9 protein-coding genes are annotated in these 14,650 nt (G+C 39.6%); 7 read left to right on the forward strand and 2 right to left on the reverse strand.

Annotated elements, in window-relative coordinates; all coding sequences use genetic code 11:
* A partial coding sequence (locus ASJ81_RS02680; protein ID WP_141241566.1) for a DUF3344 domain-containing protein occupies positions 1 to 2,880 on the reverse strand: 2,880 nt, incomplete at its 3' end.
* 2,550 nt (positions 2,881 to 5,430) lie between these two features.
* Here ASJ81_RS02680 and ASJ81_RS02685 point away from each other — a divergent pair.
* The 7 genes from ASJ81_RS02685 (at position 5,431) to ASJ81_RS24535 (ending at position 13,588) form a co-directional block, all read left to right on the forward strand.
* A complete protein-coding gene (locus ASJ81_RS02685; protein ID WP_095643132.1) occupies positions 5,431 to 6,735 on the forward strand; it encodes a glycosyltransferase family 4 protein in 1,305 nt (434 codons plus the stop codon).
* Complete coding sequence (gene wecB / locus ASJ81_RS02690; protein WP_095643133.1) at positions 6,732 to 7,793, forward strand: non-hydrolyzing UDP-N-acetylglucosamine 2-epimerase; 1,062 nt, start codon at positions 6,732 to 6,734, stop codon at positions 7,791 to 7,793. The genes ASJ81_RS02685 and wecB overlap by 4 nt, the downstream gene beginning before the upstream one ends.
* Positions 7,794 to 7,862: 69 nt before the next feature.
* Positions 7,863 to 8,114 (forward strand): hypothetical protein, encoded by a 252-nt coding sequence (locus ASJ81_RS23170; RefSeq protein ID WP_212556020.1) that lies wholly within the window; start codon positions 7,863 to 7,865, stop codon positions 8,112 to 8,114.
* An 8-nt stretch (positions 8,115 to 8,122) separates the two neighbouring features.
* The gene (locus ASJ81_RS02700; protein ID WP_141241567.1) at positions 8,123 to 9,403 is read left to right on the forward strand and encodes a glycosyltransferase; all 1,281 of its coding nucleotides are present in this window, start codon (positions 8,123 to 8,125) and stop codon (positions 9,401 to 9,403) included.
* Positions 9,404 to 9,459: 56 nt separating this feature from the next.
* Positions 9,460 to 10,902 (forward strand): oligosaccharide flippase family protein, encoded by a 1,443-nt coding sequence (locus tag ASJ81_RS02705; protein ID WP_095643135.1) that lies wholly within the window; start codon positions 9,460 to 9,462, stop codon positions 10,900 to 10,902.
* A gap of 81 nt (positions 10,903 to 10,983) precedes the next feature.
* Positions 10,984 to 12,825 carry an asparagine synthase (glutamine-hydrolyzing) gene (gene asnB, locus ASJ81_RS02710; protein WP_245859726.1) on the forward strand — a complete coding sequence of 614 codons (1,842 nt, stop codon included), beginning with the start codon at positions 10,984 to 10,986 and terminating at the stop codon, positions 12,823 to 12,825.
* A gap of 580 nt (positions 12,826 to 13,405) precedes the next feature.
* On the forward strand, positions 13,406 to 13,588 hold the full coding sequence (locus tag ASJ81_RS24535; RefSeq protein ID WP_095643138.1) for a D-glucuronyl C5-epimerase family protein: 183 nt from the start codon (positions 13,406 to 13,408) through the stop codon (positions 13,586 to 13,588).
* Between the two features lie 583 nt (positions 13,589 to 14,171).
* Here ASJ81_RS24535 and ASJ81_RS02725 read toward each other — a convergent pair.
* Positions 14,172 to 14,650, reverse strand: a 479-nt coding sequence (locus tag ASJ81_RS02725; protein ID WP_141241569.1) for a PKD domain-containing protein, incomplete at its 5' end; no start/stop codon positions are given.

Consider the following 14,650-nt stretch of genomic DNA (forward strand, 5'->3'; position numbering starts at 1 on the left):
TGTTTTTCCTGAAGCAGGAGATGCTGAAAAAGCAGCTACTGGCTTTCCTGGAGATAGACCAGTGACTTTAATGTACTCAGTTTTTACCTCAGAATCACTTCCATCAGCGTTAGAAACAGTAAGGTTGACAGTGTAAGTACCGGTTGCAGCATAAGTGTGGACCGGGTTCTGCTCAGTGCTGTCTACAGCTCCATCATTATCAAAGTCCCATGCATATGATGAGACAGTGCCAGTTGAAGCATCTGTAAACTGAACCGTTAGAGGTGTTGCACCGCTTGTCACATTTGCGGTAAAGTTGGCTACTGGTGCAGCTTCTTGTTCTTTCTGATAGTCAATGACAAGGATCTGCTGGAGAGCATCCATGCCTCCGCTTGTTGTCCCCTGGATTCTGGCTTCGTTTCCTGTTTCATTAATGTAATCTTTCACATCAAAGATTAGAGGGCTTGCTGAATTGGAACTTCCCATCCATGCACTTGTTGCCACAGTGTTTCCGTTGAAAAGCAGGTTGCCTTCATCGGGCCCGGCACTTCCGGCGAAACTGTACATCGTAGCATTTGTTACACTACTCTTGTCAATGGACATACCAGTGAAAGGAGCATATGCTGTAGCCTCTTTGGGAGTTGTTCCGTAACTGGACTCAGATACGCCAAGTTCGTCGCACTCTTCATTGATGAATATCTGCTTCCTGGTTTCGTTAGAGTTCCGATAAACCACAACAAGGGTGCTTGGATACAGTGCTACTTTGTTGTAAGAGCTATCGTAGGGATTCGTTACAAGGCTGTTTCCGGCCTCGTTAAATTTGTCGGTTACATCGTAGACGCATAGGCCATATTCATAATCAGCATATCCGCCAAAATTGCTCCAGTCCCTGTAGAGAATTCCGTTTCCTGTAGAGAGATTTCCGTTCTCAATTGTGTTTCCGTTAAAGTTAAGATTCAACCACGGATATCCGCCAGGAGTTTGGTCCCAGTTGTAGGCGAAATAAAGGAAAACTTTTTCTATTGTGGAACCGCTGGGGATCGGAAGATCAGCAGCAGTCCAGCTTTCGGTCCTGCCAGTCCAGCCAACAGCTTTGTAAGCAGTATCAGGCTGTGTGGAGTACAAAAGGTTACCCTGAAGGTCATAGGTATGTTTGGTGGTGATGTTGCTTCCGCCTTCCCAGTAGATGCCTTTGCCTTTATATCCGTTATATTTGACCGATTTAGCCGAACTGTTTTTCCTGTTGTTATCTTCATTGGTTTCAGCGATTAGGTTAGCAGGATCAACAACTGCGGTATAGGTTACGGTACCGCCTTCCAGATTGCGGATAGTTGGGTCAATCAGGGTTACTGTAGCCTTTCCTCCGCTTGCAAGGGATGAAATTGTTGTTGTGTTTACCGGAACCGTTCCATCGGATACGTCACTCGCATAAAGTGCTACCGAAATGCTAGAAAGGCTACCAGTTCCGGTGTTCATGATGTTGAGAATGTTTATGGTATTTGGTTCTTTGGCAAAAACCGCAGAGCCTGGAACCGTATTGACGATACCTGAGATACTGAGGTCATTTGTCGCCGCTGAAGTTACGGTTATGTATTCGGTCTTTACATCAGAATCATTTCCTTTTGCATTGGAAACCGTGAGGTTAACAACGTAGGTTCCGGCCGTACTATAGGTATATATCGGATTCTGCTCAGTACTGTCAACAGTTCCATCATTATTGAAATCCCACTGCCAGGAAGTAGGGGAACCAGTTGAACTGTCGTTAAACTGAACCGTGAGAGGAGACGTTCCGCTGGTCACGTTGGCAGTGAACTCGGCATCGGGTGCAGAGGTTGATTGAAGCGGTTTTTTTACCACCAGGAACGCGAGGGGGATTTTGTAGAATGCTGCGGTACCTGTACCCGGCAGGTACCTGGCATAGGCAAATGCGGAACTGCTGCCGGAAATGGATGATGTTACATTCCAGGAATCAATCCCTGAGTAAAGACCCTGTGTATCAGCAGCACGGTCAAGCCCTATGTTTGTAAACGATCCGGTCTTTGTAGATGCAACAAAATCATTATCTGTTGTTGGAAAACCATAGTACCCATTGTTACTTGCCATGTAGTCGGCAATGAGTGTGGCCGAGCTAATGCCTGAAAGCCCGGCTGTGTCAAACGTGGTGGTTCCAACGGCAACAGTGTCTTCATTTTCCTCAGTATAGTAAGTGCAGGCATCGTGCCCCTCGTTGACCCAGTACAGCGTTTCTGTTGTTGAAGAAGGATCGTCGTATGCGACGACGAGCTCGACCATCTTTATCCGGCCATCATAGGAACCCGTGGCGTCTACGTTCACCTTGATTGTGGGTTCATCCGTCTGAATCAGGTTCGTTACATTATACCAGCTCAGGTAGTCACTCGTCACACGGTTTGTGTGTTCGTTGAGCATCAAATAGGGTTCACCGGTACCGTGGCCGAAAAACTTGCTGTTGTCGTTGCCACCGCCACCATAGTCCCCGCCCTGCATATAAATAAAAGGCTGCCCGGGGTCAGTTTCTGTCCAGTTGTTGTCCCAGGTTCCGTCGTTGTTCCAGTCAACCTTAGTAGCGTAGGTGATGGCCTTTGCATCCTGCATGTGTCCGCAGTAGCTGGAAACGTAGAGCCTGGCCCATTTGACCCTGCCTGACCCTGCTACTGCAGCTGTCGGAAGGGTAAAAGTTCTGTCCACAACGTTAGTGTAAGTCGCTGATGGAGGGTTCCCGGAGATGTACAGGTCACCAGTCACTGTTCCGGTCTGAACGGTTGTCAGCGGAAGGCCACCAACCCAGTCGTCAGCAGCTACGATGCCTGAAAGCAAGGTGAGACAGACTCCGATGCTTAGAATCAGTAGTAATAATGTTGAAATTGGTTTTTTATTCGTCATTATTCCTCCTGTACTTAGTTAGAGGCAACTATTCAGCCTGCCAAAATTAGTTGAATTAGCTTATTTCGGAGATGCCTGGAAGTCCGGTTCTAGCCTCTCAATATATTTATATGCATATATATACATATAAATACATATAAAAAAACACAATCAACCGCCAACGTTATGAATACAGGTTCACACAAATTTGCTCACCGGTTTTAATCTAAACTACTCTTGGTGTTGTTCTGGTCAAGCTGAATTCACCTATTTTTTTAAAGTCCTTAACTTCCTCCATTGCGACCCGCTTTGGAAAAGCTTAAGACGGCTGTTCAGGATTTTAATCTCACAATTTTTACATAGAGAGAAAAACTAAAAAAACTAAAAATTAAGACCTTTTTGCCATAAAATTTAAAATTTGAGTCTGTAACCACGAATTGTTTATCAGACCAAATTTTACCTTTTAAAAATTCACATCCTCTGTAAAATTTAGATTTCTATTAGAGATTAAGAACAAAACTTTTTAAAAGTGGCATGGACAAATTTCTCAAAGTTCAACTTTTATTTATTTTCAGTTTGTAAAGGCCAGATATCTGACTCTGCTTTGAAGACAATGTTTCCTTGTTAAGAGAAACATCTATTATAGTTCAGCCACTTCAAAATAGAATAAAATAACACAAAGTATTTAAATTGTTTGAAAATGTTAAGAACATATTAATTTATATTCATCTTATTTATTACAAATATAAAAATTAGTAACATAATATCTGTAATTTATTTCTCATTAGACGTGTTATTTATTTCAGTCGAATACCCCGCTAGCTTGCTGCGGGGATGGAAACTTCCCCGGTAACCGTTGATAATAATAAAATTTCTCAATTCCATTTTCGATTACTAACTTCTGCTCACACTAAATTGTTTAGGGTTATTATTTCCTTTAACGGAATTTTGAGCGGTGGCGCGAACATACCCCGTTGCTTGCAGCGGGGTGCGCCAGCGCAACTTTGATTTACAAGACGGCAAGTCCTTCATTAGTAAGAAGAAACCGAACACGCATGGTATTCTTTGAACAAGAGATACAAATGAAGTACTCTACTCTATCTTTTTGGCTATTAAGTCCTCATTACAGATAGTAAATTGTCAACACCCGGTTTTCAAAATCATGCCTGAACTAGCCAGTAAATTACCATCGAGGCTTAATATGAGTATGAGTAGAAAAGTATCCTCTTCAAATTCTATGTAAAATTTTCCAACTCGAGAAACTGAAATAATTTTATCATACAGTTGTAAAATTGAATACATCGCTTAATGCTTTTTTTCCAAACTTGGTTAAATTATTGAATATTCAGTAAATATTAAAATTTACTTTTACCCACAACAATTATTTGAAAAATACGCAATTCCATTTTAGTATTGTGGAATGATTGTAGAATGAAATAATTCGAAATTCGAGTAAAATAATCGGTCACCTGTATGTGATATATGACTGCAATAAAAAATAAAAAAAGCGAAATAATTTTAGGACAAAATATATTCTCAATCAAACTAAATTGAAAACGAGAACTTTTAAATGCTTTCATTATATTTAAGGTTTTTGTTAATTTTTGTAATATCTAATATTATTATTTATTGTAATTATAAGATTTAATAACAATATATAATAAAACAATATTGTGTTGTATATAATATCTGAAATAATACTGCAAATGGTCGCCACACTGTAACTTAATAATAATATTTATTTTGAAATAAACAATTCATCTTCTTTTTAACATCCTAATATATTTTCTAATAAAATGCTTTCCTATGATATTAAAAAATATCGGTGCCGGGAACAGGATATTTTTTTATCAGTATGAAACTGAAGTTAATAAACAACAATCAGCCAATATCGAACAAAAATCAATTAATTTTAGAAATGTCCATAAAAATTTATATAGAACTACTTGAAAAATTATTATTTTATAGAATAAGTTTGCTCAAAACTACATAAGACCTATGAAATAACTTTAAATACATGACAAAAAAATCATTACTATGTCGAAGGAAATAGAGTCCAAAAATGAGATAAATAAAACTATCCTGAACCCAACCTGAAAAGGCATCTGCCAATAAGTATTTGGCAAATCAGGGTATTGAGAATGATATTCGACAGTTAATCATCTGAAGTATCAAGGAAAGATGATTGAATTTTGGACAGAAAGAGTCTGGAAAACTATGACAAAAACTGATTTCCAGGCTCTTACCTAATACAACTCGACAGTTTCCACAAAAATTATCGAGATCGACCTGGAGAAGGATGAAAAGATCCATTTCCGAGCTGTGTTGTATTATTTCGGGCTCTATACATACTTACTGGAAAGTATCGATCAAGTCCTATTAGAGTTACAAAATCTGTGCCATTCCAGATGATATCAACAAATAAGCAGTTAAATAGAAATTAGTAAAACGATTTTTATAAAGATTTGGAGTTTGGGTGGTAATTCTGGTCGTTATAAGGTGCACTATAAAAAATACCTTTAACTGAAGCAAAATTCTGAACAGGATCGGGATTATCTGGGGTGTGAAAATATGGGCAGGGAAAATAAAGTTCCGAAGCGGAATTATTTCCAAATAAAACAAATGAATATACACTATCTAACAGATATATACTTTGGAGAAAAAAACGCTGGGACAACCCATACAATGGAAATTTACAATAACTTATCAAAAAAGAATGAAGTCCATTTGATATGTCAAAAACCACAGACTGAAATTAAAGTCGAAAATAAATGCTACATTCCACTTTTTGGTACCAAGCGTCTAAAGCGTACTATTTTATTGAATTTTCTATTTTGGATGATATATCCTCTATACCTATTAATCAAAAAAAAACCAGACATATTTTATCAGCGATTTGATGGAACATTATTCTTGTCTCCCTCACTGGTATTCTCCAAATTATTTAATATCCCTCTGGTTATGGAAGTAAATGGGGATATGCTCGATGAGATATCAATGAGACACGAACCACAGGTTTATGTGAAACTCATAAAATTATGCGAAAAGATTTACTACTCGAACGCAAGCAGGATAATTACAGTCACTGAAGGAATAAAACAAGAAATAATCAGAAAGTATGGCGTTCCTGAAGAAAAAATAGAGGTGATCGGAAACGGAGTAAATACAGAGATATTCAGACCACTGAATAAGATCTCAAATTTGAAAACAAAATACGGGCTTGATAAAAAGAATGTCGTTGCTTTTGCTGGCATTCTAGTAGAATGGCAGGGACTCAAATATCTCGTAGAAGCCGCACCTGCAATTTTGAAAGAAGAAGTAGAAACAGTATTTTTAATAATCGGGGATGGTCCCTTAAAAAACGATCTGATTCAAAAAGCTAAAGATCTAAATATAGATAAAAAATTCATATTCACAGGTTTCATACCCCATAATGAAATGCCACTGTATATAAATGCAAGTGATGTATGCGTGGTGCCTAAGATACCCCTAAAGTCTGGCTACTCTCCTTTAAAATTATATGAATATATGGCGTGTGGAAAAGCGGTCATAGCAAGTGATGTGAAAGGATTTGAAATACTGAATCAAGTAAAAGCAGGAATTTTGGTTGAACCGCAAAACTCTCAGAAACTATCTGAGGCTATTTTACAAGTACTAAAGGACAAATCTTTAAAAAATGAAATGGGAAATCGTGGGCGTAACCTAGTGTTAATGCACTATAGTTGGGGGAGTATAGCTCAGAAAACGGAAAAATTACTTGCAAATGCATTAGAGGAAAAATATATAGGTTCCGAGCATTTTAGGGCAAGTTCCAGACTTTTTAGGGCAAGTTCTAAACGTTCGAGAGTAAGTTCTAAAAATTTGAGGAGAAAATGAAAATAGTATCTATTGTCGGAGCTCGTCCTCAATTCATCAAGTGTGCCCCTCTTTCTCGACTTATAAGAAAAAAACACGAAGAGATACTCATACATACAGGTCAGCATTACGACATAAGAATGTCCGATATCTTCTTTGATGAACTGAAGATCCCTAAACCGAACTACAATCTTGGTGTAGGGTCCGACAGTCATGGAGTTCAAACTGGAAAAATGTTGATTGAAATTGAAAAAATTCTTCTAAAAGAAAGTCCTGACCTTGTCCTTGTATACGGAGATACGAACTCTACACTTGCAGGAGATATTGCTGCTTCCAAATTACATATTAAAACTGCGCATGTAGAAGCTGGTCTTCGGTCTTTTGATCGGTTCATGCCTGAAGAAATTAATAGAGTCCTTGCAGACCATGTCTCAGACCTACTTTTTTGCCCAACAGAAACTGCAGTCCTAAACCTGAAAAAAGAAGGAATCACAAAAGGAGTCTATAATGTAGGAGATGTAATGCTTGATTCTTTGAAATATAACATAAAGATTGCAGAACAAAAAGCTACAATTCTGGAGGATCTGAACATTAAATCAAAAGAATATATTGTTGCAACTGTTCATCGGGCTTCGAACACTGACAACTTTGAAAACCTTTCCTCCATAACAAACGCTTTCTGTCACGCAGGTGTTCCCATTGTATTTACGGTCCATCCTAGGACTGAAAAGTATCTGAAACAGTACGGACTCTGGAATAAATTGTGTAAAAAAGTTAAAGTTGTTCCTCCCCTCGGATACCTGGAAATGCTAAAGCTCATGGCTCATGCAAAGAAAATCATCACAGACTCAGGAGGGATACAGAAAGAAGCTTACATGCTTAAGGTACCCTGCATAACTATGAGGGAAAATACCGAGTGGGTAGAAACGATCGCAGATGGAGGGAATGTACTTGTTGGAGCGGATTATGAGAAAATCACAGATGCAATTTTAAATTTTGAAGGTGTCCCTATAAAAGGGAACTTTTTCGGAAATGGGAATGCATATGTAAATATTTGTGAAATCTTAGGAAACATATAGTTTTCTATTCTGGCTGAGACTTCGCAAGTTCTTAGCCATTTGAAATTCACCAGACACGGTGTGATCCCCTTGTCATATCCTAAAAAACTTGCATCCAATGTTGGTGTTACGTTTGTAGCTTCTGCTGTAAGTATGCTTTTAGGTTTCCCTGTTTCTGTGATATGTTGGGATGGGAAACAAAGCAGGGATTTTACTCTTGCGAAAAATGTTGTTGATGCGAACATACTGTCCTGTGAACTCAATAAGATAGGAGTTTTCAATATTGCGTGTGGAAGGAGAATTACGATTAATCAACCTGTAAATTATACAAATAAATTATGATATGAAGGGTGATTGCCACGACGATCAAAATATTTATTGGTCTAACGGAAATTGCAGGTTACTACGGTAATTTGAAAAGAGGCTTTCAAGAGATCGGTATTGAGTGTACTTTCATCGATCTTTCATCCCACCCATTTGAGTACAATAGAGATGATAAGCCCAATATTCTTGTTCAGATATGTAAGTGGAATCTTAGGCAGATGAAGAAGGCTAATTATAAAATAATAAAAGCACCTTTCTTTGTATCTAACAAGATATTAATGATTCCAATCTTTATATGGACACTTTATCATTTTAATGTGTTTATTTTCGCATTTGGTCACTCTTTTTTTCGCAATCATGACCTACCCCTCTTAAAATTTTTCAATAAAAAAGTACTGTTCATATTTAATGGAAGCGATGAACGTCCGCCCTATATCGATGGATCTCGACACAATCTAACACCAGATGATTATAAAAAGATATCCCGGAAGATAAAGTCCAACATTGTTGCTATTGAAAGGTATGCAGATTGCATCTTGACTAATCCGGCCTCTGCTCATTATCATATTAAAAAATGTGGGAATATTTGTTCAATTGGGTTACCTTTTGAATCTTCAGTTAAGGGTATTAATCATCAAATAGGAGATCATGATCATGTTCAAATCCTTCACTCACCATCCGACCCTATTGGGAAAGGTTCGGATCACATTCGAAACTCAATATATATATTAAAAAAGAAAGGATATAATATCAACTATATTGAGATAACCGGGAAACCACACCATCAAGTGATAGAAGAATTACAAAAATGCGACTTTATTATAGATCAAGTTTATTCTGATCAACCTATGGCTTCTTTTGCCACAGAAGCTGCATGGTTTGGAAAACCAGCTGTTGTTGGTGGATATTATACAGATCATATTCATAATGATTTTACCCAAAAACACATTCCTCCAAGTTTATTCTGCCATCCAGATGAGATTACAACAGCAATAGAACGCTTAATTGTGGATGAGGAGTTTCGATTGGCCCTTGGGCAAAAAGCGCAGGAATTTGTTAGAACACAGCGCACTCCTGAATTGGTAGCAAGGCGATATCTACAGATCATCGAGGGAACCATTCTCGAGGAACATATGTTTGATCCTAACACTATCCTTTATATTCAGGGATCTGGAATGCCGGAATCCCAAAGCAAAGAGATTATCCGTAACATGATCGAGCATTATGGTATAGAATCCCTTTGCCTCTCAGATAAACCAAAACTAGAACAACGGTTCATGGAATATGCATATGACATTCGTGAATAAAAAGTAATTTTGCAACATATTATAAAAACCCTGAAAATTGGAGGAAATTATTCAATATGATTCGTAGATTCTTTCGCGACAGTGCCATCTACACCATTCCTTCAATCTTAAGTTATGGAATTTCGTTCTTTTTAATCCCACTATATACTCGTGTCCTCACCCCTTCCGATTACGGTGCCCTCGATATGATCACGGTTTTCGGTTCGCTGATCGCACTCACCGTAGCGCTGGAGATCTCCCAGGGTGTCTCACGTTTTTACCTGGATGAGAAGACGGACGATGGTAAAAAGATTTTAGTTTCAACTGCCCTCTGGTTTACTGTACTCATGTTTACGGCGTTCCTGATAGCAGCCTTCGCCTTTGCACCGGAACTCTCCCTCATCGTGATCGGTACATCGGGGCTTGATGACGTCTTTCGTCTTGGAGTAATCTTCATCTGGATGAATGGGCTCTTTTATCTGTTGAGGAATCAGCTCCGGTTCGAGCTCCGCAGCGAAGCCTATTCCATTGTTAGCACGGTTCAATCTCTTACGACAGCAGGTGCATCGGTACTGCTTGCCTATGTATTTCATTTCGGCATCTACGGCTTTCTCACAGGCATGATCATCGGGACAGCGGCAGGAGTTTTTCTCGGACTTTATTATCTCAAAACAACATTTCAACTCCGTTTTGATCTCACAAAACTCAAAACGATGCTTGCCTTCTCAGTACCGATCGTGCCATCGAGTATCGCTGTTTTTGTAAGCATGTATATCGACCGGTTGATGATCAACTACTACCTCTCACTCGAAGAAGTGGGCCTTTACGGTATTGGTTACCGTCTGGCAAGCGTATCGACTCTTGTCCTTGTCGGTTTCCAGATGGCCTTGACTCCGCTCATATATAAGCATTACCAGGAACCAGAGACACCCCACCAACTTGCGGCGATATTCAGGACCTTCTTGGCAATTGTGATCGTGATATTCTTAATACTCTCCCTGTTCGCCGACGTTGCCCTCCGGATCCTCACGACACCAGCATATTATGCTGCTAGCCAGGTGGTAGTCTTTCTGGTTCCCGCAGTCCTGCTCTCACAGATGTATATCTTTGCGCCCGGGATCGGGATTTCAAAGAAGACATACCTATTCATCTTGATTAACGTTGGAGGAGCAATCCTGAATATTTTCTTTAACTGGATGTTAATACCTCAGATTGGCTATGTAGGAGCTGGTGTTGCGACCTTAATAGGGTATGCGTGTGTCTTTGCTGCATACATGTATTGCAGCCAGAAACTCTATTATGTACCGCATGACTGGGGAGCCATCGCTGGCGTTGTCCTCGTGGCGGCGGCACTCGTGACCATCGGATTGCATATTCATCTTGAATTGTACATCGACCTGCTTATCAGGGGTTGTCTTATCCTCCTGATGCCAGGTGTGTTTTCATTTTTTGGAATCCTAAATTGGAAAGAGATAGTTCATGTCCGCGACCTGGTACCAACCAGATGGAATCAGCGGTGACCTACTAAGAGGTAGTATACAATGTGTGGCATAGTTGGAGTTATTTCGAAACAAGCCTTTCCGGCTTCATTCATACAGTCGATGAACAACACCCTTATCCACCGGGGGCCAGATTGTGAGAGTTATCTCCTCGGTGGCATGCATGAGTTCGACATTAACCCTCCGCAGTGCAATATCATCGATTCTCCCATTCCTTTTGCTTTCGGACACCGGCGTCTCGCGATCCTTGACCTGAGCGAGCAGGGCAACCAGCCGATGTGCTACCGTGGACGCTACTGGATCATCTACAACGGCGAGGTATATAATCACGTCGAGATTCGCGAGGAACTGGAGACACTCGGGTATACGTTCCGCTCACAGACCGACACCGAAGTGATCATGGCAAGCTACGATGCATGGGGAGTCGATTGCCTTAACAGGTTCAATGGCATGTGGGCCTTTGTGCTGTATGACAGCAAAACAGAAGAAATTTTCATATCGAGAGACCGTTTCGGAGTCAAGCCGTTATACTATTACCAGGACAACCAGCATTTCATCTTCGGTTCTGAGATCAAAGCTCTCCTCAAGCATCCTGCCGTTACAAAAGAGCCTAACATAGAGTACTGCAAACTGTTCCTGAAAATGGGATCACAGGATCATCTCAGGGAGACCGCATTTAAGGAGATCTATCGGTTTGAGTGTGCCAGTTTTCTGAAGTGCAGGATTGAAGAGATCTTTCATCCATTCAAAGAAACGACATTCTGGTCGATTCAGCCAAACCTCTCAAATGAGCCGTATAATGAGGCGAAGGCGTCTGAATATGCAGAGCGTTATTACAATCTCCTCGAAGATGCTGTAAGGCTCAGGCTGCGCTCCGATGTTAAGATCGGATCTGCCTTATCTGGAGGCCTCGATAGTTCGTCTGTTGCGTACCTTGTGAATCAGCAATTGAAGGCAGTTGGATGCGGGGATAGGCAGGAGACTTTCTCCAGCGTATATCGAACGACAGGCTCGGAGTACTGCGATGAGAGTTATTATATCGATGAGGTGGCCCGGTCTCTTGATGTTCGGTCGAGTACGATAGAGCCTAAGGTCGAGGATATTATTGAAGAACACAGAAAATTCGTGTACTACCTTGATACTCCTGCAAGGAACACCGTAATGTCCAGCTGGCATACCTATAAGCTAACGAGAGCGTGTGGTGTGAAAGTTACATTGGACGGGCAAGGTGCTGATGAACAGCTGGTAGGGTATCTTGATTACATGACAAGTTACTTTTCAACTGTTCCCCTGGGCACCCTGATTCGAGAGGGGCCTCTGTACAGGCAGATACCGAATGCGTCCTCATTCATAGCTCGTGGCTCTATATTGAATCTATCACGATGCCTTCTTGGAGAGAAGCTTTCATTATCTATTCTTGACCGCCTTGGAAAGAAGTTCAGCTATATTCCTGTTAACCAGCGGATGTCTGACGATCTCATTCTCTCCCTTGGGACATTATTTCATTGGGCAGACCGTGGATCCATGGCCTTCTCCATCGAATCTCGAATGCCGTTTATGGATTATCGGCTTGTTGAGTTTTTGGCAACGGTGCCTGCTACCTATAAACTTCATGGAGGCTGGACGAAGTATCTCGCCAGAAAAGCGTTTGACGGCAAACTCCCTGAGAATGTCTGCTGGAGGAGAGATAAGATGGGGTGGCCCATTCCCGAAGAGTTCTGGTTTAAAGGCAAACTTAAAGAATATTTTATCCGTGCGCTCAAAAATTCGGAGTTTCTTCTACGTGTTGGTATTGATTTTTCAAATGTGAGTGAAATAGAGATATTCGATCGTTACTCTTTTGAATTTTTATTAAGGTGCTATGTACTGGAGATCTGGTACTCGGTATTCTGGGGAAGAGACGCCTACATCCCAGTAAATCCCCAGATTAGCAGTTTGGATTAAATCAGATAGGGGTCACGAAAAATAAGCATTAATACAAAAGGTCAAACAACATCCGGATTCAATAATTGGACTTATCAAAAGAAGACTATTATGGGAAATAATACAAGCGATTGTAGCAGATTTAGATGTTATCGGTTTGCTAGGTCAATTTAAATAAAAAATAGGAGAAGTTATGACTAAAAATTCGTTGGAACAAAGTAATTTTCATTATGCTGATATTTCCTTTTCTCTTTTTAGTATCACGTGCCTATGGCGTATACATATCGGGAGAAGTGGACTATAATAAGGTCAAACCATACATATCCTACAATAGACGGATATTTTCATTATCCCTCTATAAATTATTCAGAAACCCAAAAAAATCGAGACTTTAATGAAAATGGAGTTGTTGTTTTTTATTATGGTGGATCTTTAGGAGTACAATATAACCCCGTCACACTATCTCAATATATTTTAGCAATAGCACCATATGCCTCAACAAACAGCGATGCGTATGAGTCAATGATAGTAAACCTTGACTTTTTATTATCTAATGCCAAGACCACTGCAGGAGGTAATCTAATCTATTCTTATTTTTGATTTGCCTATCAATAATGAAAGTGCTTCTTGGTATTCCTCAATGGCTCAAGGTCAAGCTGCATCGGCTTTGTTGTGGGGTTATCGAATATCCAATGATACAAGATACCTTGAAACGATTCGAAATGGATATCTGATGGAGAAGTGTGATACGACAACAAAAATGTTTGATTTGGTACTGGAATAAAGTAAACAATGTGTACTATAAGGATAGGAGAACCTTACTGTCAAAGGTAGTTATGAGACCGATAGTCAAATCCCCAGGAGTCAAAGAAAATCAATTTATACAAATTTGATATCCTCTTCAAATTGTATGGGTAAAAGTAAATCTCATGTATTTACTGAAAATTTAAGAATTTAACTAAATATAAGTAATTGTATCTAACAATGCATTTAGCTCTACAACTGTATGCTGAAATTGTTGCACATTTTTCAAGTAGGAGAATTTTCCCTTTAATTTGAAAAAAATACGAAATTAAAGATTTTCTTGTGTAATGTTGGAAAAAAAATAATAAATGAATATGAGTAATTACTCGGAACTGCAACAAATTGGAAATACTGGAGACTCTACAATGTAAGGCCTCTACAAAGCCAAAAATTGTGCAGTAAACTATTGAAAATTCAAAGCGAAGTTGACTTTTAATTCCAGTAAAACAAGGACTGAAAAGTTGTTTTGTCAGATAGAATAAATAATTCCCCCACTCCTCTTTAGCCCTGATCTCTTTTATCGTTTTTCAACCCAAGGTTTATTCGTTTTCAGATTATATCTCTTATTTTGTATTAGTTGTCACTTTTATATAATCTGTTTTTGTTATCGTACTGCTGCCTGCAGCATTTGTCGCCGTCAATGTCACTGTATAACTCCCTGCTTTGGAATACTTATGCTTTGGATTCTGGATTGTAGACGATGCACCGTCTCCAAAGTTCCATTTCCATTTAGTTGGTGAACCTGTGCTTGTGTCAGTAAAAGCAACCGTTAATGGCGCTTTTCCTGAGGTAGGAGTTGCAGAGAATTCAGCAACAGGTTTTGCTGTCACTTTTATATAATCTGTTTTTGTTACCGTGTTGCTGCCTACAGCATTCTTTACTGTTAAAATAACAGTATATGTTCCTGCCTTGGAATACTTATGAACTGGATTCTGCTGGGTTGAACTTGTTCCATCTCCAAAATCCCATTTCCATGCAGCAGGTGTTCCTGTGCTTGTGTCAGTAAATTTAACGTTTAATGGTGCTTTTCCTGACGTAACAC

Source organism: Methanosarcina spelaei, assembly GCF_002287235.1.
GTDB lineage: Archaea > Halobacteriota > Methanosarcinia > Methanosarcinales > Methanosarcinaceae > Methanosarcina > Methanosarcina spelaei.